18 protein-coding genes, 1 other RNA gene and 2 pseudogenes are annotated in these 21,785 nt (G+C 53.4%); 14 read left to right on the forward strand and 7 right to left on the reverse strand.

What is annotated here, in order from left to right; all coding sequences use genetic code 11:
* Window positions 1-14 precede the first annotated feature (14 nt).
* Together LCF41_RS01565 and LCF41_RS01570 are read right to left on the reverse strand one after the other, a co-directional pair.
* The gene (locus LCF41_RS01565) at window positions 15-371 is read right to left on the reverse strand and encodes a YraN family protein (protein ID WP_225088074.1); all 357 of its coding nucleotides are present in this window, start codon (window positions 369-371) and stop codon (window positions 15-17) included.
* On the reverse strand, window positions 368-2,386 hold the full coding sequence (locus LCF41_RS01570) for a penicillin-binding protein activator (protein ID WP_225086599.1): 2,019 nt from the start codon (window positions 2,384-2,386) through the stop codon (window positions 368-370). Before LCF41_RS01570 ends, LCF41_RS01565 begins: the two co-directional genes overlap by 4 nt.
* 61 nt (window positions 2,387-2,447) lie before the next feature.
* Here LCF41_RS01570 and rsmI point away from each other — a divergent pair, with 61 nt between their 5' ends.
* The 5 genes from rsmI (at window position 2,448) to ygiD (ending at window position 5,736) form a co-directional block, all read left to right on the forward strand.
* A complete protein-coding gene (gene rsmI, locus LCF41_RS01575; RefSeq protein WP_225086600.1) occupies window positions 2,448-3,335 on the forward strand; it encodes a 16S rRNA (cytidine(1402)-2'-O)-methyltransferase in 888 nt (295 codons plus the stop codon).
* Window positions 3,336-3,360: 25 nt separating this feature from the next.
* Window positions 3,361-3,739, forward strand: an RNA gene (gene rnpB / locus LCF41_RS01580) — RNase P RNA component class A.
* A gap of 501 nt (window positions 3,740-4,240) precedes the next feature.
* Window positions 4,241-4,495: a type II toxin-antitoxin system Phd/YefM family antitoxin gene (locus tag LCF41_RS01585; protein ID WP_180743904.1), complete on the forward strand. Its 255-nt coding sequence runs from the start codon at window positions 4,241-4,243 to the stop codon at window positions 4,493-4,495.
* Window positions 4,485-4,772 carry a type II toxin-antitoxin system RelE family toxin gene (locus LCF41_RS01590; protein WP_225086601.1) on the forward strand — a complete coding sequence of 96 codons (288 nt, stop codon included), beginning with the start codon at window positions 4,485-4,487 and terminating at the stop codon, window positions 4,770-4,772. The genes LCF41_RS01585 and LCF41_RS01590 overlap by 11 nt, the downstream gene beginning before the upstream one ends.
* Window positions 4,773-4,950: 178 nt before the next feature.
* Window positions 4,951-5,736, forward strand: a complete 786-nt coding sequence (ygiD, locus tag LCF41_RS01595) for a 4,5-DOPA-extradiol-dioxygenase (RefSeq protein ID WP_225086602.1) — start codon at window positions 4,951-4,953, stop codon at window positions 5,734-5,736.
* Between the two features lie 69 nt (window positions 5,737-5,805).
* Here ygiD and LCF41_RS01600 read toward each other — a convergent pair whose 3' ends face one another.
* From LCF41_RS01600 to tolC, 3 genes are all read right to left on the reverse strand, one after another.
* Window positions 5,806-6,966, reverse strand: a complete 1,161-nt coding sequence (locus LCF41_RS01600; protein ID WP_225086603.1) for a glutathionylspermidine synthase family protein — start codon at window positions 6,964-6,966, stop codon at window positions 5,806-5,808.
* A 10-nt stretch (window positions 6,967-6,976) separates the two neighbouring features.
* Complete coding sequence (locus LCF41_RS01605; protein WP_180743900.1) at window positions 6,977-7,651, reverse strand: DUF1190 family protein; 675 nt, start codon at window positions 7,649-7,651, stop codon at window positions 6,977-6,979.
* A 269-nt stretch (window positions 7,652-7,920) separates the two neighbouring features.
* Window positions 7,921-9,312 carry an outer membrane channel protein TolC gene (gene tolC, locus LCF41_RS01610; protein ID WP_225086604.1) on the reverse strand — a complete coding sequence of 464 codons (1,392 nt, stop codon included), beginning with the start codon at window positions 9,310-9,312 and terminating at the stop codon, window positions 7,921-7,923.
* A 337-nt stretch (window positions 9,313-9,649) separates the two neighbouring features.
* On the opposite strand from tolC, the gene nudF reads away from it, so the two are divergent.
* The 5 genes from nudF to parE all read left to right on the forward strand — a co-directional run bounded on the left by nudF (window position 9,650) and on the right by parE (window position 14,222).
* A complete protein-coding gene (gene nudF, locus LCF41_RS01615) occupies window positions 9,650-10,282 on the forward strand; it encodes an ADP-ribose diphosphatase (protein ID WP_225086605.1) in 633 nt (210 codons plus the stop codon).
* 4 nt (window positions 10,283-10,286) lie between these two features.
* Window positions 10,287-10,718 (forward strand): DUF1249 family protein, encoded by a 432-nt coding sequence (locus LCF41_RS01620; protein WP_010280219.1) that lies wholly within the window; start codon window positions 10,287-10,289, stop codon window positions 10,716-10,718.
* A 107-nt stretch (window positions 10,719-10,825) separates the two neighbouring features.
* On the forward strand, window positions 10,826-11,653 hold the full coding sequence (gene cpdA, locus LCF41_RS01625) for a 3',5'-cyclic-AMP phosphodiesterase (protein ID WP_225086606.1): 828 nt from the start codon (window positions 10,826-10,828) through the stop codon (window positions 11,651-11,653).
* On the forward strand, window positions 11,653-12,234 hold the full coding sequence (gene yqiA, locus LCF41_RS01630; RefSeq protein ID WP_225086607.1) for an esterase YqiA: 582 nt from the start codon (window positions 11,653-11,655) through the stop codon (window positions 12,232-12,234). The genes cpdA and yqiA overlap by 1 nt, the downstream gene beginning before the upstream one ends.
* A gap of 92 nt (window positions 12,235-12,326) precedes the next feature.
* The gene (gene parE, locus LCF41_RS01635) at window positions 12,327-14,222 is read left to right on the forward strand and encodes a DNA topoisomerase IV subunit B (protein ID WP_225086608.1); all 1,896 of its coding nucleotides are present in this window, start codon (window positions 12,327-12,329) and stop codon (window positions 14,220-14,222) included.
* A 165-nt stretch (window positions 14,223-14,387) separates the two neighbouring features.
* Here parE and LCF41_RS01640 read toward each other — a convergent pair.
* Both LCF41_RS01640 and LCF41_RS01645 read right to left on the reverse strand, forming a co-directional pair.
* Window positions 14,388-15,537: pseudogene (locus LCF41_RS01640) on the reverse strand (IS3 family transposase).
* A gap of 61 nt (window positions 15,538-15,598) precedes the next feature.
* Window positions 15,599-15,991 (reverse strand): annotated as a pseudogene (locus LCF41_RS01645) (S-type pyocin domain-containing protein); the annotation flags it as partial.
* Between the two features lie 78 nt (window positions 15,992-16,069).
* Between LCF41_RS01645 and LCF41_RS01650 the strand changes: the two are divergent.
* The 4 genes from LCF41_RS01650 (at window position 16,070) to ftsP (ending at window position 21,509) form a co-directional block, all read left to right on the forward strand.
* Window positions 16,070-16,402, forward strand: a complete 333-nt coding sequence (locus LCF41_RS01650) for a hypothetical protein (protein ID WP_225086609.1) — start codon at window positions 16,070-16,072, stop codon at window positions 16,400-16,402.
* A gap of 431 nt (window positions 16,403-16,833) precedes the next feature.
* The gene (gene parC / locus LCF41_RS01660) at window positions 16,834-19,104 is read left to right on the forward strand and encodes a DNA topoisomerase IV subunit A (RefSeq protein ID WP_225086610.1); all 2,271 of its coding nucleotides are present in this window, start codon (window positions 16,834-16,836) and stop codon (window positions 19,102-19,104) included.
* 150 nt (window positions 19,105-19,254) lie between these two features.
* Window positions 19,255-19,992 (forward strand): 1-acylglycerol-3-phosphate O-acyltransferase, encoded by a 738-nt coding sequence (locus LCF41_RS01665; protein ID WP_225086611.1) that lies wholly within the window; start codon window positions 19,255-19,257, stop codon window positions 19,990-19,992.
* Window positions 19,993-20,093: 101 nt separating this feature from the next.
* Window positions 20,094-21,509 carry a cell division protein FtsP gene (gene ftsP / locus LCF41_RS01670; RefSeq protein WP_225086612.1) on the forward strand — a complete coding sequence of 472 codons (1,416 nt, stop codon included), beginning with the start codon at window positions 20,094-20,096 and terminating at the stop codon, window positions 21,507-21,509.
* The last annotated feature ends 276 nt before the right edge of the window (window positions 21,510-21,785 follow it).

The following is a 21,785-nucleotide window of genomic DNA, read 5'->3' on the forward strand; positions in this document are numbered from 1 at the left end:
TTCATAAGGATGAATTATCCCTGAGCGGCAAAGGCGTTCGGTAACCAGTCGAACTGGTCGCCCGTAATGGCCAGCACGTCAAAACGGCAGTCTACCGTGTCAAAACTGGCACCTCGCTGTGCCAACCACACGGCGGCGGCATGCAGCAACCGCTGCTGTTTGCGTCGGGTGATGCTGGCTGCCGCATCGCCAAACTGGGCGTTGCGCCGATAGCGCACTTCAACAAACACCCAGATATGACGGTCACGCATGATTAAGTCCAGCTCACCGCCGCGTAGCGTAACATTTGCGGCGGCGAAGGTCAGACCCGCGCGTTCAAGATAACGACGGGCCTGTTGTTCATAAACTGCGCCAGCGGCCCGCTGATTCAGAGAACCGGTACCAACTGACCCTGGCGATATTGCTGCCAGGTTAACTGCCGATTGATCGTGCAATCCGGCCCTGAGCTTAACATCCCTGTCGCGCCGGGAATCTGGTGACCCGGAATCTGACGCATTTCACCAAAGTGGCTGGCGAGCGTCCAGGCATCCATCCCCATGGCATACAGGCGGACTAGCGAGTAATCGTTTTTAAACTGGCTGCTGACCTGCTGCATCAGTGCCGGGTTCGCGCCTGCTAACAGCGGGATATCGCTGAACTGCAACCCTTCCATTTCGAGACGGAAGTCAGGGCCTAATCCGGCCTGGAAGCTACGTGAGCTGGCATAAAGCGCTGGACGTGCGCGTGAGGTGGTACGCATGTCGATCATCGGCTTAATCAGCGCCAACTCGTCTGGCGTTGCGATGATGTAGACCGCATCGATATTGCCACTAACGGATGAACTGACCGTCGGTTGAACCTGTGACGGAATGGTTAAGCCACCGATGGTGGTGCCCGACGGTGCCTGCTGCTGCGACACGTTAACGGGTTGGCCGCTCAGGCTTAAGCCTGCGCCGCTATTGATGGCCTGTTTTAACTCCGCAGTGTTGCCAAAACGCTGTTGCAGAGGGCTGGTGCCGCTTTGCTGGTTCCAGGTCTGAGCAAATGCGTTGACGATACGGTCACCCAGTGCACCGCGAGGAGCCAAGACCAGCGGCTGCTGTTTACCCTGCTGATGGATGAATTTTGCGGCGTCTCTGGCTTCATCTTCCGGAGAGAGCGCGAAATAGCAGATGTTAGGGCTATTTTCGACGTGTTCCGGCTGGTTCAATGCCAAAATATTCAGCGGTGATTGGCTGTTTGCCAACTGATCCACTTCATTTTTCAGCAGTGGACCGATGACCAGCGATGCACCATCTTGCTGTGCCTGTGTGAGGATATTCGCCAGCGGCTGTGAAGAGGTGTCATACACTTTGACCGGAAGCGAGCTGGACAGCCCCGCGCTTGTCGCCTGTGATTCCGGTGCGGATGCCGGAGAGGCTGCCGCCTGATTGCTGTATGGCGCGGGCGATTGGGCATTCTGACCATCGGATGATGGGGTTACCTGTCCGTCCTGCGCAGCGTCCGCTGAAGGTGCAGTCGGCGCGGATACGGGGGCGGTGGCTATCTGACCGTTCTTGGCCGCGTTAAAGCCTTGCTGAATGGCATTAGCGAAAACCTGCGCCTGACCGTTAAGTGGCAACAGCAGCGCGATGCTGTTCACTGATGACTGCTGGTAGTTAAGTACCTGATTCAACTGCGTAGGCAATGTTTTCGCCGCAGGGTGATGCGGGTAACGGGTCTGCCAGTCCTGAATCGCACTCTTTAACTGATCGGGGGAAGTCCGGTTGTCCTGATAGTTATTGAGTAGATCGACCCAGCCTTGCAGCACATTTTCATTTGCATTAATCAGCAGCGAGCTGGACTCCTGCGGTGACATTTGCGTCAACGTCAGCCAGGTCTGATCGAGATTGACCTGATGCTCGTCGCCTTTTAACAGCGGTTCCTGAGCGATGTAGGCGCGCAGCAGCTCAATTGAAGGACGCCCTTGTGCGGTTTTGATCTGCGCCTGGTAGTAACGCTGTTTCTGCTGATCGGAAAGCGCACCCACATCAAGCTGGCTCAGTGCTGCCTTGGCCGCATCCATAGTGTTTTGGGCGATGGACAGTTCCGCACTGAGGAGCTGCTGTTCTTGTTTTTGCGCCGCGCTCAATTTTTCTGGCAGCGCGTTGAACTGCTGGCTTGCCTGAGGGGCTTTCCCTTCCTGCAACAGGGAACGAATAGCAAGTAATTGCCAGTCAGCCTTGTTATTATCGCTACTTTGCTGCATCTGTTGCAGATAATAATCGGATGATGCGTCGGCTTTGCCCTGAACCTCGGGTGGTGGGCTCTGCGGGGCGTGACTTGGACAGCCTGCGAGAAACAGTGCCGCTAACAAAACAGGGATAACACGCCCTGCCTGGGTACGGACGAAATGAAAGGGAAGCATACTGTATCCAGTGATTTTTTTTAAAGATGCTCAATATTAAATCGGCAACCCGGATGAAACAATGAATCAAGACCAACAAGCAGACATTTCTGCATCTACCCTCTACATTGTCCCCACGCCAATCGGCAATCTGGGCGACATCACGCAGCGTGCGCTGGCGGTATTGGCGAGCGTTGATCTGATCGCCGCAGAGGATACCCGCCATACCGGTCTGCTGTTACAACATTTTGCGATTAATGCGCGACTGTTCGCATTACACGATCACAATGAACAACAAAAAGCGGATGTGTTACTGGCTAAATTGCAGTCAGGGCAAAGCATCGCGCTGGTTTCAGATGCGGGTACGCCGCTGATTAACGACCCTGGTTACCATTTGGTTCGACGCTGCCGTGAGGCAGGCGTTCGCGTAGTGCCGCTACCTGGCGCGTGCGCGGCGATAACGGCGCTCTCCGCCTCCGGTCTGGCATCCGATCGCTTTTGCTATGAAGGTTTTCTGCCTGCCAAGACCAAGGCGCGTAAAGATACGCTACGCGATCTGGGGGAAGAACCTCGTACGCTGATTTTCTACGAATCCACTCATCGCCTTTTGGATAGCCTACAGGACATCAGCGAAGTGTTGGGGGCCGAGCGCTATGTGGTGCTCGCGCGTGAAATCACCAAAACCTGGGAGTCGATTCACGGTGCGCCCGTGGGCGAATTGCTGGACTGGGTGAAAGAAGATGAGAATCGGCGCAAAGGGGAAATGGTGCTGATTGTGGAAGGTCATCAGGTTGATGACAGCGCGCTGTCGGCAGAAGCGCTGCGCACGCTGGCGCTATTGCGTGCCGAGCTGCCGCTGAAGAAGGCGGCTGCGTTGGCGGCTGAAATTCACGGCGTGAAGAAAAACGCGCTTTATCGCTATGGGCTGGAGCAAGAAGGCGATAGCGGTGAATCGGAGGATGACAAGTAGGGCAATTTGCCCTATTATCCGCGCCGGAGTTGACCAGACAGTCGCCGCTTCACTGCCGTCCCTTTCGGGGGAGACAGGTGGAGGGGAGGAAAGTCCGGGCTCCATAGGGCAGGGTGCCAGGTAACGCCTGGGAGGCGCAAGCCTACGACTAGTGCAACAGAGAGCAAACCGCCGATGGCCCACGCAAGTGGGATCAGGTAAGGGTGAAAGGGTGCGGTAAGAGCGCACCGCGCGACTGGCAACAGTTCGTGGCACGGTAAACTCCACCCGGAGCAAGGCCAAATAGGGGTTCACATGGTACGGCCCGTACTGAACCCGGGTAGGCTGCTTGAGCCAGTGAGCGATTGCTGGCCTAGATGAATGACTGTCCACGACAGAACCCGGCTTAACGGTCAACTCCCTTCATCATGAAACCCCGCTTCGGCGGGGTTTTGCTTTATGGGGCAGGCGAGATGAATGACTGTCCACGACGCTTTTTATGAAAGAAAGCGGCTTAACGGTCAACTCCCTTCATCATGAAACCCCGCTTCGGCGGGGTTTTGCTTTATGGGGCAGGCGAGATGAATGACTGTCCACGACGCTTTTTATGAAAGAAAGCGGCTTAACGGTCAACTCCCTTCATCATAAAACCCCGCTTCGGCGGGGTTTTGCTTTATGGGGCAGGCAAGGTGAATGACTGTCCACGACGCTTTTTATGAAAGAAAGCGGCTTAACGGTCAACGCCCTTCATCATAAAACCTCGCTTCGGCGTACCCGATCGCCCCAACTCGGTTTTTTACGTGAAGAAGGAGGAAAGCGTGCGAGCAGGAAATAATGACGATAAGACACTACAGATAGCGCTTTTAAAAGTGCTATTATTAGAGGGTTTAGTCGTCTTTAACTAATCTGATTGAGTGATCGAAATTATGGCTTTCAACATCCTAACTAACACAGCCGCCAGTATTACTGAGTTGAAACGTGACCCGATGGGGACAGTGCGGTCTGCTGAAGGTGAAACTATCGCTATACTGAACCGGAATGAGCCTGCGTTTTATTGTGTGCCTCCTGCCATGTTCGCTTATTTAATGGAATTGGCTGAAGATGCAGAACTGGGGCGTACTGTTGATGATCGTATGTCAGAGTTAGCTGACGCGGAAGAGATTTCGCTCGATGACCTATAAGTTAAAATTTGTGCCTTCTGCAATGAAGGAATGGAAAAAATTAGGGCATCCTGTCAGGGAACAATTCAAGAAAAAGCTAGCTGAGCGTTTAGAAAATCCTCGTGTTCCTTCAGCCCAGCTTCATGGTCGTAAAGATCAGTATAAAATTAAACTGAAGTCTGCGGGTTACAGGCTGGTGTATTTGGTCCAGGATGAAACCATTACGGTGATGGTCATGGGAGTTGGAAAGCGCGAAGGTAGTCAGGTTTACTCTGATACTAAAGGTCGCTCTGCTTAATCTGGTTTTTTGCGAGTGATATATTCCTCGTTGGCGGCTTTTCTTGCCGTGTAATACCTTTCAAATTAATTGATGTTCTTCATCACATAACTCTGACTTTTTCTGTGTCATAAAGCGCGTAAAGTAAGGCCATCGCGTGCGGCTGCACGCTCGCTGACATCTTTCAGAGGATATGATTATGAACAACCCTTCCCGGATGCCTGCACTGTTCCTCGGCCACGGTAGCCCGATGAACGTGTTGGAAAATAATGTGTATACGCAGGCGTGGCAAACGCTGGGTGAGACGCTGCCGCGTCCGAAGGCGATTATTGCGGTTTCTGCCCACTGGTATACCCGGGGTACAGCTGTAACAGCGATGGAAAACCCGCGCACCATCCATGATTTTGGCGGTTTCCCGCAGGCGCTTTTTGATACCCAGTATCCTGCGCCCGGTTCGCCTGAATTGGCGGCGAGAATCCAGCAGGTGCTGGCGCCCTATCCCGTGACCGCCGATAAAAGCCAATGGGGTTTGGATCATGGTTCCTGGGGCGTACTGATCAAGATGTATCCCGATGCGGATATTCCCGTTGTGCAACTGAGCGTGGATGGCACGCAGCCCGCCGCGTATCACTACGAATTAGGGCGCAAGCTGTCGGCACTGCGTGATGAAGGGTTCATGATCGTAGCCAGTGGCAACGTTGTGCATAACCTGCGGATGGTGCAACGGGATGGTGACGCGGATCCGTATCCGTGGGCCATTTCATTCAATCAATTTGTGCGTGACAACCTGACTTATCAGGGCGACAACCATCCGCTGGTTAATTTCATGCAGCATGAAGGTGCCGCATTATCTAACCCGACGCCCGATCACTATTTCCCGCTGCTCTATGTGCTGGGAAGCTGGGACGGTAAAGAGCCAGTGAGTATTCCTGTTGATGGGCTCGAAATGGGGTCGTTGAGTATGCTGTCGGTGCAGGTGGGGTAATCCGCTTTTTGCTTCAGTAATAAATAAGGCACGGTGAAAACCGTGCCTTATTAGTTTCAATGTTGCGGCTTAATCCAGAATGGTATGTGGATAGAAACGCGAGAGATCCTGAGTGATCAGGGCGCGATCTTCGCGTACGCCTATACCACAAGGCTGATCGTTCACCAGCCAGCTCCCAATCAGCGTGTAGCTATCGCCAAATTTCGGCAGTGGGTGATATTGCTGGACGATCATGCCTTCTTCGCCATAAGGGCCGTCGGCTGAGGCAATCTCTTTCCCGTTCTCGATAATTTGAATGTTTGCCCCCTCGCGCGAAAACAGCGGCTTGGTGACGTAGCTGTCCAACTGGGGATGTTCATCTTCTGCGAAATAGGCAGGAAGTAGGTTGGGATGATTCGGGAACATTTCCCACAGCATCGGCAGAAGCGCTTTATTGGAAATGATGCTTTTCCAGGCCGGTTCCAGCCAGCGCACGCCAGCATCTTCCAGCTTGGTGGAAAACATTTCGCGCAGCATAAACTCCCACGGATACAGTTTGAACAGGTTACCAATCACCTGGTTTTCAGGATCGGTAAACTGGCCTTTCTCTCCGAGGCCGATTTCCTCAATGTACAGAAACTCGCTCGGCAGGCCCGCTTCCAGTGCGCAATCTTGTAGATATTGCACTGTGCCGCGGTCTTCTTCCGTATCCTGACAGCAGGCGAAATGCAGTAAGCCGAAGCCGTGATTGAGTTTCAGTTCTTCAAAGCGTTCGATCAGCTTTTCCTGAATGCTGTTGTACTGGTCAGAATTCTGCGGCAGATTCCCGGCGTTGATTTGATCTTCCAACCAGAGCCATTGGAAAAAGGCTGCTTCGTACAGCGAGGTTGGTGTATCCGCATTATTTTCCAGCAGCTTGGCTGGGGATTTGCCGTCATACGCCAAATCGAGGCGTGAATACAGCGAGGGTTGATTGGTACGCCATGAGTGTCTCACGAATTCCCAGGTGTGCTTGGGAATACGGAATTTAGCGAGCAGCGCGTCGCTATTGATGACTTTCTCCACCACCTGCAGGCACATCTGGTGCAGCTCCGCCGTGGTTTCTTCCAGTTCTTCGATCTGAGCAAGGGTGAACTGGTAGTAAGCCTCTTCGCTCCAGTAGGGCTCGCCGTACATGGTGTGGAAACGAAAACCAAACTCGGTCGCTTTTTCCTGCCAGTCAGGACGCGCTGTAATATCTATCCGCTTCATTCAATACGCCTCAGCCGCCCATACTGCGGGAAGCGCTGGAACTTGAGCTGGCGCTGCTGCGCTGCATGCTGTTTTGCTTCGCGACGGTTTCACCAAAACCACCACGCGTGATGGTTGAGGTCGTTGCAGGTTTTGGTGCCAGTGCGGTTTTAGGCACAGTCATCGTGCGACCTGTCGTTGCGTTGCCGTAATTTTTACCTGCAGCATCAACGAACTGACCATTGGCCGGGCTGGCCGGTGTTTTTGGACTGAACAGCGGCTGTTGCGCGAAACCGGCACCGCCACCCATCATGCGACCCATCATGTAGCCAGCCATCAATGGCATCCAGGACATCCCGCCGCCCTGCTGAGATTCTGCTGCCATACCGGCCTGTGCTGGCGCAGGCGTTTGGGTACACTGTGCTTCGCCGAATTCTGCTACGCAATCTTCTTTCGTTGCGTATTTTGGTGCCGTTTTTTCCGCTTCTTTTAACGCATTATTGTACGCGGTGGTGCACTGGGCAGCCATTGACGGGTTAGCTGACGAACAGTCATCTGCATTCTGATAGAGAGAGACGGTTTCATCGGTTTGTTCACAGCCCGCGAGGAAAAATACGGCACTGACGGCCAACGCGACAGGTGCCAAACGGTGCGTTCGCCATTCCTTGCGGAACATTTCCTGATTAATATTTTTTGTACGTTTCATCGTGTTTATCCCAGAGCAAAGCATCACGGCCAATAACCAATAAGTGTGCCTAAGAATAGGGGAAGGCTGCCTGAATTTAAAGCGGCAATAGGCGTAACAGAAGGGGTCTTTACGTTGCTATACATTATGTTGTGCAACGTTTCGCTTAATACAAAGTGAACAAGTCTCTTGCAATGTGATGACGTTGCGTGGTTCTGCAAAAAACATCGACATAAAAAAGGGGAACCGTGGTTCCCCTGTATTTGATGCGTGTAAACGCGGCTAGCTGATTAATGCTGTGCCGAGGCGGTGGTTGCCTGCGGGGCAGTGTTGTCCGTTACGGTCGGCGTGGTAGAAACCGGCTGACCCAGTGAGGCATTCAGCGTCTGTAGATCATTTTCATTCAACGAACCCTGCGCGGATTTAATGTTTAACTGATTGATCAGATAATCATAACGTGCGCTGGAGAGCTGTTGTTTGGCGTTATACAGCGTGGTGGTGGCATCCAGTACGTCAACAATAGTACGTGTGCCAACCTGATAACCGGCTTCCATCGCATCCAGAGAGCTTTGTGCAGACACTTCAGCCTGTTTGTAAGCGTTGATGCTGCTGATGGACGCAGAAATGTTGTTAAACGATGAACGCACGGTTTGGATAACAGAACGGTGGGCGCTTTCCAGCAGTTCGCTGGCGCTGACGTAGCTGTGCTGCGCCTGTTTCACCTGAGAGTTGGTCGCGCCGCCGCTATAAAGTGGTAGAGTGAAGTTAATACCGACTCTGTGCTGCCCTGCGTCGGTGTCGTTGAAGCTGCTGCTATTTGTGCGGGAACCGGAATAGCGAGTATCACTCACACCTGTAGACGCGGTGAGATCCAGCGTTGGCATATAGCCAGTTTCGGCGGAGCGAATCTGCTCACGCGCCAAATCCTGGCTCAAACGCGCGGACAACAGGTTCAGGTTGCGGTTTTCCGCTTCTTTCAGCAGGTTGTTAACGGCCTCAGGCTTCTGCGTAGAGAAACGCTCGATATTCAGGCCGGCCAACTGCGGGTAGAAATTACCGGTAATCTGGCGCAGTGATTCCAACGCGTTATCCAGCGTATTACGCGTCAACACTTCATTAGCCAACACGCTGTCGTATTGGGCGCGGGCGTTCTGGACGTCGGTAATCGCGACCAGGCCGACGTTGAAGCGCTGTGTCGTTTGATCCAACTGACGATAAATCGCCTGCTTCTGCGCATTGATGTAGGACAGCGAATCAATTGCTCGCAGGACGTTGAAATAGGCGGTCGCCGTGTTCAGCATCAGGTTTTGCTGGGCAGTCTGGTAGGTGACGTCTTCAATACCCGCTTGTTTTTCCTGCAATGTTAGCGCACGCCACTTGGACATGTCGAACAGCGTCTGGGTTAACTGCAATGTTGCGCTTTTTTCGTTGCTGTTGACGCCATTGCTGTCACGGTAACCTTTGTTATAGGTATAACCGGCGTTGATTCCCAACTGCGGCAGTAACGGGCTACGTGATTCGTTAATCTTTTCAAACGCGGCGTCGCGGGTTGCCGCAGCGCTGCGTAAATCAGGGTTGGTGCTTTTTGCCTGCTGGTAGACCTGTAACAGGTTTTCCGCCTGACTCATGGCGCTAAAACCGCCCAGGCTCAGACCAATCAGAAGAGGGAGCAATTTCTTCATTTGCATTCCTTGTTGTGCAGCAATCTCGCTATGGTAGCGCTGTCTGTAGACGAATAATTGTCGATTCTATCAGAATCTGCCAATAGGATAAGGTAGCTGAATGTGCCATCTTTCAGCGGAATATGTCCAAATGGTCAGGTAAATTGACCCGTTGGATGATTCAGTGCGACGTTTTACTGTTCAGTAAGGTACCGAAAAGTGATGCGATGGACGGGTACTCCCCTCACTTCGCCGACGTCACGCTCAATAAACGGTCAAAAACAATGATGAGTATAATGACAGCGGATTCCGCCATACAATACCGGATTCCATTAATACTTGTTACAGGAGTGCAGCCATGTCGTCTTCCGAATCCGGCCCGGTTACTTTCACCAAAGATGATGTAGAAATTATTGCACGCGAAACGCTGTACGACGGTTTTTTTTCGCTGGAGTGTTACCGCTTCCGCCATCGCCTGTTTAATGGCGGCATGAGCGGTGAAGTCCGCCGTGAGATTCTGGAGCGCGGCCATGCTGTCGTGCTGTTGCCTTACGATCCGGTGCGTGATGAAGTGGTATTAATTGAACAGATTCGCATTGCCGCCTATGACACCAGCGCGTCCCCCTGGCTGTTTGAGCTGGTGGCTGGCATGATTGAACCAGGAGAAAGCCACGAAGAGGTGGCACGGCGCGAAGCGCACGAAGAAGCCGGATTAAGGGTTGGTCGTTGTCGACCGATAATCAACTATCTTGCCAGCCCCGGTGGCACCAGTGAACGTCTGGCGGTGATGGTAGGCGAAGTAGATACGCGAACGGCGAAAGGCATTCATGGCCTGACGGAAGAGAATGAAGATATTCGCGTACATGTGGTGAGCCGTGAACAAAGTTATCAATGGGTTGAAGAAGGCATCGTTGATAACGCTGCGTCTGTCATTGCCCTGCAATGGTTGGCGTTGCACCATGAAGAACTGAAACGCGCGTGGGTGGATTGAATTTATGAAACGTTATACTCCGGATTTCCCCGCCATGATGAGGCTATGTGAAACCAACTTTATGCAATTACGGCGTTTGCTGCCGAAAATTGATGAAGTCGGTGAAATCGCGGTTTATCACGTCAATAATGCGGTCTATCAACTGACGATACTTGAGTCTACCCGCTATACCTCATTGGTCGAAATTAAGCAGACAGCGCCCACTGTCAGCTACTGGAGCCTGCCAATGATGAGCGTTAGGCTGTATCATGATGCGTTGGTTGCGGAAGTGTGTGCTAGCCAGCAGATCTTTCGTTTCAAAGCACGTTATGATTATCCTAATAAGAAGTTACACCAGCGTGACGAAAAGCATCAAATTAATCAGTTTCTTGCTGATTGGCTAAAATATTGTTTGGCGTATGGTTCGATGTCGATACCGGTTTTTGATACCCAATAGATTTCAAGGCGCAGGACGGCGACAGTCGTGCCATCAAGGGAAGCTAGCGTATTCTGCAAGTTGAGAGATGACGGGTAGAGACAGATTTACGTAACCAAGGACACCATTTGGAAAGCCTGTTGACACTGCCTGTGGCGAGTGGCGCCAGAGTCAGGATTTTACAAATAACGGATACCCACCTTTTTGCGGGCGAGCATGAAACCTTGCTGGGTATCAACACCTATCGTAGCTATCACGCAGTGCTGAATGCCATCAAGGCTCGGCAGGATGCGTTTGATTTAATCGTGGCGACAGGCGATTTGGCGCAGGATCACACGCTGGAGGCCTATCATCATTTCTCGCGCGGTATTGCGCAGATCCCCGCACCTTGCGTATGGCTTCCGGGTAACCATGATTTCCAGCCGGCGATGGTTGATGCGCTGGCGGAGGCTGGCATTGCGCCATCCAAGCATGTGCTGTTGGGCGACAAGTGGCAGATTATTCTGTTGGATAGCCAAGTGTTCGGTGTCCCGCATGGCGAACTGAGCGAATACCAGCTTGAATGGCTGGAGCGTAGCCTGAAAAGTCAGCCTGACCGCTTTACGCTGCTACTGCTGCATCATCACCCGCATCCTTCCGGTTGTACCTGGCTCGATCAGCACAGCTTGCGTAATGCACATAGCCTGTCTGCGGTGCTGGATCGTTATCCTCAGGTGAATACCGTGTTGTGTGGGCATATTCATCAAGAGATGGATTTTGACTGGCATGGCCGCCGTTTGCTGGCGACGCCGTCGACCTGCGTGCAGTTTAAACCGCACTGTACTAACTTCACGATTGATGAGGTCGCGCCGGGTTGGCGCTATCTGGATCTGCTGCCGGATGGTCGCCTGGAAACTGAGGTCTATCGTCTGTCGGGTAGCGAATTCCTGCCTGACATGGATTCGGACGGTTACTAATGCCAACGCTTCTTTATCTACACGGTTTCAACAGTACGCCGCAGTCGGCGAAAGCGACAGCGTTGAAGACGTGGCTGGCGGAGCAGCACCCTGAAATTGACATGGTGATTCCACAGCTTCCGCCTTATCCGGCGGAGGCCGCCGAGATGATGGAATCGTTGATTATGGCGCGTGCGGGTCGTCCGGTGGGCATTGTTGGTTCTTCCCTCGGTGGTTATTATGCCACCTGGTTATCCCAGTGTTTTATGCTGCCTGCCGTGGTGGTGAATCCTGCGGTGAGGCCGTTTGAGTTATTGCTGGACCATCTGGGCGAATACCAGAACCCCTACACCGGTGAACAATATGTGCTAGAGTCTCGGCACGTTTACGATCTGAAGGTCATGCAGGTTGACCGACTGGAATCGCCGGATTTGCTCTGGCTGCTGTTGCAGACGGGGGATGAGGTTCTGGATTATCGTCAGGCAGTCGCGTATTACACGGCCTGCCGTCAAACTGTGGAGTCAGGGGGCAATCATGCCTTTGTCGGATTTGAGCACTTTTTCACGCCGATTGTGAATTTCTTAGGGCTCACGACAGACTGAATCGCCACCTATGCATTATGGATTGAAAAACGACTCGCGAAGGCGCGGCTCGTTAAACCCCATTTACTGAACTCAAAGAATTAACGCAAACTATGGCTCAATCAAGTTATAACGCTGATGCGATTGAAGTACTCAGCGGACTGGAACCGGTGCGCCGTCGTCCGGGAATGTACACCGATACCACGCGTCCTAACCATCTGGGGCAAGAGGTCATAGATAACAGCGTTGATGAGGCGCTGGCGGGTCATGCGCGTCGTATTGATGTGATTCTGCACGCCGATCAGTCGCTGGAAGTGATTGATGACGGCCGTGGGATGCCGGTGGATATTCACCCGGAAGAGGGGGTGCCTGCCGTTGAGCTGATTTTGTGCCGTCTGCACGCAGGTGGGAAATTTTCCGGTAAAAACTACCAGTTCTCGGGCGGCTTGCACGGCGTAGGGATTTCTGTGGTTAACGCCCTGTCTACCCGGGTTGAAGTCACCGTGAAGCGCGACGGTCAGGTGTATGACATCGCGTTTGCAAACGGCGATAAAGTGCAGGAGCTCACCGTAACTGGCACCTGTGGCCGTCGTAATACCGGCACGCGTGTGCACTTTTGGCCGGACGAGAAATTCTTCGATAGCGCTCGCTTTTCCGTCTCCCGTTTGACGCACCTGCTGAAGGCCAAAGCGGTCTTATGCCCCGGTGTGGAAATCATCTTTAAAGACAAAGTTAACAACACCGAGCAGCGCTGGTGCTATCAGGATGGCCTGAATGACTACCTGTGCGAGTCGGTGAACGGCCTGATTACGCTGCCGGAAAAACCGTTTCTGGGGTCGATTACTGGCGATACCGAAGCGGTCGACTGGGCGCTGCTCTGGCTGCCGGAAGGCGGTGAGCTACTGACGGAAAGCTACGTTAACCTGATTCCGACGCCAATGGGCGGGACGCACGTTAACGGCTTGCGTCAGGGGCTACTGGATGCGATGCGTGAATTCTGCGAATTCCGCAATATTCTGCCGCGCGGCGTGAAGCTGAGCGCAGACGATATCTGGGAACGTTGTGCTTATGTGCTGTCGGTTAAAATGCAGGAACCGCAGTTTGCCGGGCAGACCAAAGAACGCCTTTCTTCTCGTCAGTGCGCCGCGTTTGTGTCCGGCGTGGTGAAAGACGCGTTCAGCTTGTGGTTGAACCAAAACGTGCAGGCTGCGGAGCAACTGGCCGAGTTGGCGATTTCCAGCGCGCAGCGCCGTATGCGCGCCGCCAAGAAAGTGGTGCGTAAAAAGCTGACCAGTGGGCCTGCGTTACCGGGCAAACTGGCCGATTGTACCTCGCAGGATCTCAGCCGAACCGAGCTGTTTCTGGTGGAAGGGGACTCGGCGGGCGGCTCGGCGAAGCAGGCGCGCGAGCGTGAATTCCAGGCGATCATGCCGCTGAAAGGAAAGATCCTGAATACCTGGGAAGTGTCCTCCGATGAAGTGCTGGCTTCGCAGGAAGTGCACGATATTTCGGTGGCGATCGGCATCGATCCTGACAGCGACGATCTCAGTCAACTGCGTTACGGTAAGATCTGTATTCTGGCGGATGCGGATTCCGATGGCCTGCACATCGCGACGCTGCTGTGCGCGCTGTTTGTTCGCCATTTCCGGGCGCTGGTTCAGGGTGGGCACGTTTATGTCGCGATGCCGCCGCTGTATCGCATCGATCTGGGCAAAGAGGTGTACTACGCGCTGGACGAAGAGGAAAAAGCGGGCGTGCTGGAACAGCTTAAACGCAAGAAAGGCAAGCCAAACGTTCAGCGTTTTAAAGGGTTGGGTGAAATGAACCCGCTACAGCTACGTGAAACCACGCTGGATCCGAATACGCGCCGTCTGGTGCAGTTGACGATCAAAGAAGACGACATCGATCAGACGATGGCGATGATGGATATGCTGCTGGCGAAGAAACGCTCGGAAGATCGCCGCAACTGGCTGCAAGAGAAAGGCGATAAGGCGGAGATTGAAGTCTGACGCTAACAAGCGCCGAGTTTGATGAATGACGTGAACAAAAGATAAACATTAACCGTCTTTTAAGCTGGGGAGCTTTTGGGACGGTTTATTATGTTTATCCCGGTTCCTAAAATGAAATGCTTAAATGGTAAAAACGGATCCTACCCACGTAATGTGGACACAGCCCTAAGCGAGGTTCTGGTTTTCAAACTGTTCGGGGCTGAGACCGCCACAGGTACTGTGGCGACGCCACCCATTGTAATTACACTCGATATAATTAAACACCGCTGTTCGCATTATTTCCCTACTGGCAAAGCGCTCTCCGTGGAGACATTCCACTTTCAGCGAGTGGAAAAAGCTTTCCATGCTGGCGTTATCTTAGCAACAACCCTTTGCACTCAAGCTGCCATGCCGATTATGCCGTTTCAGCAGAGTCTGGTAACTCGCTAAACAGTACTGCCGCCACGGTCAGCATGGACAATAACGTTTTTCGGTCGCTTACGACGCCAGAGTGCCATTTGTAACGCATCGCAGGCCAGTTGCGCCGTCATTCGTGATGACATCGACCAGCTAATAATGGCCCGTGACCACAGGTCAATGACCACCGCCAGATACAGCCAACCCTCGTCCGTGCGAAGATACGTGATATCGCCTGCCCACTTCTGGTTCGGGCCGCTGGCGATGAAGCCCTGCTTCAGCAGGTTTTCAGACACGGGCAGGCCGTGCTCCTGGTAGCTGACCGGACTGAACTTTCGCGCGGCTTTTGCCCGCAGCCCCTGACGGCGCAGACTGGCAGCAATGGTTTTCACGTTATAGTCCGGTAGCTCATCAGCCAGTCGTGGGGCTCCGTACCACTGTCTGGCATGATTGAATGCCTTGCTGACGGCAGCATCGCAGACAAGTCGGAACCGCTGACGCGAGTTGACCTGATGACGGCGAGACCGCCAGACATACCAACCGCTGCGCGCGACTCTGACCACCCGACACATGGCTTTGACGCTAAACTCAGCCCGATGCTTTTCGATAAAGACATACTTCATTTCAGGCGCTTTGCAAAGTATGTCGCGGCCTTTTGGAGAATGGCCAGCTCCTCGTCCCGCTCCGCCAGTTGGCGCTTGAGGCGGGCATTTTCAGCGGCCAGTTCGCTTTCACGTTCTGAAGATGTCATTTGCTGCTGTTGTTTACTGCGCCATGCATAAAGTTGTGATTCATAAAGGCTGAGTTCACGGGTAGCGGCAGCGACACCGATGCGTTCTGCAAGCTTCAGGGCTTCGTTGCGAAATTCAGGCGTATGTTGCTTACGTGGTTTTTTACTGGTTGATACGGCTTTTGTCATGTGAGCTACCTCTGGTAGAGAGTTTACTCACTTAGTCGCGTGTCCACTATTGGCGGGTAGGATCATGCTCATCTGGCACAGGAAACGGTGGCGTTGTAGTTTCCGTTTCATCTTCAGGGATAGGATAGATCAGGATGGTAGGCTGATCGATGGGGTTGACCGGACTTCCTGTATGCGCAACAGGCTCTGACCCCTCTGGCTTTTCTGGTGCCCATGTGATAGTCGGGCCATCCAGACCGGGCGCAGGCGTGAAAGTATAGCTCTGAATTTTCGCATCCCACACCATGTTGGCAACACGAACGCTTTCATATGGTGTTCCCTCCCCCGTATGAACTCCATAGACCTGCATTTTTCCATGAATATCAGGATGCCAGAAAAAACGAACACGCGTCGTTGCCGTTTCCTCTGCCCAACCTTTACGTCGCAATTCATCTTCCAGCCAATGCTTGTCACGTAATTGGCATTTATGGAAAGGATGCATAGCTGCATCGCTATCCGGGCGCGGTTCTGAAGGCTGATAAGGGACATGTCGATGAAGATGACTGCACTGAGGTCGAAAGCTCGGCGTAACGCACTTGACGTTGAGCATATTCTTGCGGCTGCGAAAGTGGGTTTGTCGGGGTTTCGCGATGAACTTAATCGGCTATCCGCTGAATTTAGCTGGTCTCACTCACCCTATTTGCCCGACGGCACGCACGTTGTACCGCTAGCGAAATGGGCTGACGTTGCAGGCGTTTATGCTGACGAAGGGATTGCGACGCAGGGGAAGCGTGTGCCAGTGGCGACATTATTTTTGGCGACAATGAAGATTTGCAGGACGATGACACGCTGCTGGAGTGGCAAGGTATTCTGGCTACGACGCTGATTTTGATCGGCGAGACCCATCACTCGCACGGCGCGCTGCTTATGGATATGACTGGCGCCTGTTACGGAATGAGTTTTATACATGATGCGTTCTGGTTTGAAGGAGCGTCTTTCGGTGCTGCCGTTGAGGGTATTCTACTTGGTCTTAGGGGAAAGCCTATGCTGCGACCCGATCAGCCATCAATATCCGTATATGGCGAGACGATGACCGCCGATCATCCGAACGTCTATCGCTACCGCTAACCTTCTTTTCTCGCCGCGGCCGGATTCACATCAGTCATGAACGGCGTGAAGCCGCGACACGGTGCTCTGCGAGATTGTTCTCTGTGACATCACCTCATCAGATAAGGTACTATTCCCGCCAAACATACCGCCGCTATGGCGTGCCGGAAAGCGTAACCATCGCGCCGCGATGTGAGGGAAATGAGAGAAATGAGTGAGATGACTCATGACGGCGCAGAAAGCCTTGCGCTGCGCACGTTTACCGAAAATGCATACCTGAATTATTCCATGTACGTCATCATGGACAGGGCATTGCCGTTCATTGGCGATGGCCTGAAGCCTGTGCAGCGTCGCATTGTGTATGCGATGTCCGAACTGGGGCTGAATGCCAGCGCCAAATTTAAAAAATCCGCCCGTACCGTGGGTGACGTGCTGGGTAAATACCACCCGCACGGCGACAGCGCCTGCTATGAAGCGATGGTGCTGATGGCGCAGCCGTTCTCGTACCGCTATCCGCTGGTGGATGGGCAGGGGAACTGGGGGGCGCCGGACGATCCGAAATCCTTCGCCGCCATGCGTTATACCGAATCGCGGTTGTCCAAATACGCTGAAATCCTACTGTCGGAGTTAGGGCAGGGCACGGTTGATTACATCCCGAACTTTGACGGGACGATGCAGGAGCCGAAAATGCTGCCTGCGCGTCTGCCGAATATTCTGCTGAACGGCACCACCGGTATCGCCGTTGGTATGGCCACGGACATACCGCCGCACAACGTGCGTGAAGTCGCTGCCGCTGCGGTGATGCTGCTGGAAAAACCGAACGCCTCGCTGGACGACTTATTGCAGCACGTTCAGGGGCCGGATTTCCCTACGGAAGCTGAAATCATTACGCCGCGCGAGGAAGTGCGCAAACTCTACCAGAATGGCCGCGGCTCGGTGCGTATGCGTGCCGTCTGGAAAAAAGAAGACGGCGAAGTGGTGATTACCGCGCTGCCGCATCAGGTTTCTGGCGCCAAAGTGTTGGAGCAGATTGCCAGCCAGATGCGTGCGAAGAAGCTGCCGATGATCGACGATCTGCGCGATGAATCCGATCACGAGAACCCAACCCGTCTGGTGCTGGTGCCGCGTTCGAACCGCATCGATCTGGATCAGGTGATGAACCACCTGTTCGCCACTACCGATCTGGAAAAGAGCTATCGCGTTAACATGAACATGATCGGTCTGGATGGTCGTCCTAGCGTGAAAGGGCTGGTCGAGATCCTGAGCGAATGGCTGGTATTCCGTCGCGACACCGTGTGCCGTCGACTGAACTACCGTCTGGAAAAAGTGCTCAAGCGCCTGCATATCCTTGAAGGCTTGCTGATTGCGTTCCTGAATATTGATGAAGTTATCCATATCATCCGCACGGAAGATGAGCCGAAGCCGGTACTGATGCGCCAGTTCAGCCTGAGTGAGACACAGGCTGAAGCGATCCTGGAGCTGAAATTACGTCATTTGGCCAAGCTGGAAGAGATGAAAATCCGCAGTGAGCAGGACGATCTGGCAAAAGAGCGCGATCGGCTTCAGGAACTGCTGGCGTCAGATCGTAAGCTCAGCAATCTGATTAAGAAAGAAATTCAGGCGGATGCGCAAACCTATGGCGACGATCGTCGTTCGCCGCTGCATGAACGCGGCGAAGCGAAAGCGATGAGCGAGCATGATTTTGTGCCGTCCGAACCGGTCACCATCGTACTGTCGGAAATGGGCTGGGTGCGCAGCGCCAAAGGGCATGACATCGATCCTGCCGGACTGAGTTACAAAGCGGGCGATAGCTTCCGCGCCGCCGCGAAAGGTAAGAGCAATCAGCCTGTGGTGTTTATTGACTCCACCGGCCGCAGCTACGCGCTGGACCCTATCACGCTGCCTTCCGCACGCGGTCAGGGCGAGCCGCTAACGGGCAAACTCACGCCGCCGCCGGGCGCAACGATTGAGCAGGTGCTGATGGCCGCAGACGATCAGCCGCTGCTGATGGCATCGGATGCAGGCTACGGCTTCGTGTGTACCTTCAACGATCTGGTGGCGCGCAACCGCGCGGGCAAAGCGATTATTACGCTGCCGGATAATGCGAAAGCGCTAGCTCCGATTGAGATCCACGGTGACGATAACCTACTGATGGCGATCACCGCCGCTGGCAGAATGTTGTTGTTCCCTGTCTCCGATCTGCCACAGCTGTCAAAAGGCAAAGGCAACAAGATTGTGTCCATCTCTTCGGCAGATTTTGCTGAAGGTAAAGACCGTCTGACCTGGTTGTATCTGCTGCCTCCACAGGCTTCCGTCACGCTCTATTTCGGTAAGCGTAAGCTGGTGTTGCGTCCGAACGAACTTCAGAAATATCAGGGTGAGCGCGGACGGAAAGGCACGTTGCTGCGTGGGCTACAGCGCATCGACCGGATTGAGGTGGATGCACCGCAGCAGATTAGCACCGGCAGCAGCGAAGAATAACCCCTCCGTATTGTCCTGTGCATGTTGAGAAAGGCGGCGTAATACCGCCTTTCTTTAGTTTCCGGTTGCCATCTTGCAGCAAATTGAATCACCGTGTGTTTTAGCGCGAAATCGCTATACTAGCGGCGGCTGTTGGCTAATGAGGTTGCTATGTTATCCATTTTGCGTTTTTTTATTGTCGTTATATTTTCGATTTTGGTCTGTGTTTTTGGCTTGTTTTACTGCCTGTTCAGCCCTAGAAATCCCCGTCATGTGGCGACCTTCGGCCATCTTTTTGGGCGTTTGTCCACGGTGTTTGGCCTGAAAGTAGAAATGCGGATACCGGAAGAAGCCGCGCGTTACGGCAACTGTATCTATATCGCGAATCATCAGAATAATTACGATATGGTCACGGTATCCAAAGCCGTCCAGCCTCGTACGGTTACCGTGGGTAAGAAAAGCCTGCTGTGGATCCCGTTCTTTGGGCCGCTCTACTGGTTGACGGGTAATTTGCTGATTGATCGCGAAAACCGCGCGAAAGCGCATGGCACCATCGCTCAGGTGGTGAAGCACATTAAAGAACGAAACACGTCTATCTGGATGTTCCCCGAAGGTACGCGCAGCCGTGGACGCGGTCTGCTGCCATTCAAAACCGGTGCTTTTCATGCCGCGATTAGCGCAGGAGTGCCGATTGTGCCGATTTGCGTGTCTACGACCAGCAATAAAGTGAAATTGAACCGCTGGAATAACGGCCTCGTTATCGTAGAAATGTTGCCGCCCATTGATACCCGTGCGTATACCAAAGATCAGGTTCGTGAGCTGGCGATACACAGCCATGATGTGATGGCGGCCAAGATTGCCGAGCTGGATGCAGAAGTGGCGGCACGCGAAGCGGCAGACAAAAAATAAACTTATCCCATCGGGTTACGCGATTATTTCTTCCGATTGTCTATTCAAGAACGAATCGGAAGTTAAACTTTGCTTACGGTTAATGGATTTACGGAGTCATTATGTCACTCAGCCGACGTCAGTTTATTCAGGCATCGGGCCTTGCGTTATGTGCGGGTATGACGCCACTGACGGCTAAAGCCAGTGGGAATTCCGCCGCATTGCCGATACCGCCATTACTGGAGTCGCGTCGAGGCCAGCCGCTTTTTCTGACCATGCAGCGTGCCCATTGGGCATTTTCCGGCGATCGTAAGACAGCCATTTGGGGCATCAACGGCCACTATTTGGGGCCAACGGTGCGGGTGTATGACGGCGATGACGTTAAGCTGATTTACAGTAACCGGTTAAACGAGCCTGTCGCGATGACGATCGGCGGGTTGCAGGTGCCGGGGCCGCTAATGGGCGGAGCCGCCCGTATCATCTCTCCAGGAACCGACTGGTCGCCGGTGTTGCCCATTCGTCAGCCGTCGGCGACCTGCTGGTATCATGCGAATACGCCGAACCGCATGGCACCTCATATCTACAACGGGCTGGCTGGACTATGGCTAGTGGAAGACCGAGGCAGTAAAGCCCTGCCGCTGCCCAATCACTACGGTGTTGATGATTTCCCATTGATTATTCAGGATAAACGACTGGATAACTTTGGTGTCCCTATTTATAACCCGCCTTCTAGCGGTGGCTTCGTGGGGGATTCGCTGTTAGTTAACGGTATCCAAAACCCCTTTGTTGAAGTGTCGCGTGGCTGGGTGCGTCTGAGGTTGCTGAATGCGTCGAACTCCCGGCGTTATGTGATGCGGCTGAGCGATGGCCGGGCGATGCATGTGATTGCCAGCGATCAAGGGCTGTTGCCCGCGCCGATGGCGGTGAACCAGCTTTCTCTTGCACCCGGCGAACGGCGCGAGATTCTGATCGATATGTCGCAGGGCGAAGAAGTCACGCTAACGGCAGGGGAATCGGCTGGGATAATGGATCGCCTGCGCGGCTTATTTGAGCCTTCCAGCATCCTGATTTCTACTCAAATACTCACGCTTAAGCCGACGGGTCTGCTGCCATTGGTGACGGATAACCTGCCGATGCGCCTGCTGGCCGACAATATCATTGAAGGCAGCATCAGCCGCACGCGTGAATTCCGTTTGGGCGACAGTTTGCCTGGTATCAACGGCGCGATGTGGGACATGACGCGTGCCGATGTACAAACTCAGCTTGGCCGCTGTGAGCGCTGGATTATTCACGCCGACACGCCGCAGGCTTTCCATATTCAGGGTGTGAAATTTCTCGTCCGCAGCGCGAATGGTGGCCCTCCGGCGGTGGAAGACAGCGGCTGGAAAGATACGGTGTGGGTGGATAACGACGTCGAGCTGCTGGTTTATTTCATGCAGCCTTCCTCAATGGCATTCCCCTTCCTGTATTACAGCCAAACGCTGGAATTGGCCGACCGTGGTTCAACGGGACAGCTCGTCGTCCAGTCGGCGATGTAAACCGCCTGCCATCCGCCTTATTCCTCTGCCGTGACACGTGTGACGGCAGAGTTTCTGGTATCCACCTGTTTCTTAATGTGATCCACCTCTATTCAGACAAACCGAAATTAAAGATGCGAAGACGTGTGGACGATACCTTATAGATTAATGTTGTGATGAATTAAGGGTGAATCGCGTTTTGAATCGCATGCGGTTCTGGGTCTGATAGGTGCTAAAAAACACGTTTTATTACAACAATTTCAGAGTCAGAGCGTTTCGTTTCGCGATGAAATCAGG

Origin of the sequence: Pectobacterium colocasium (assembly GCF_020181655.1) — a bacterium.
Lineage (GTDB): Bacteria > Pseudomonadota > Gammaproteobacteria > Enterobacterales > Enterobacteriaceae > Pectobacterium > Pectobacterium colocasium.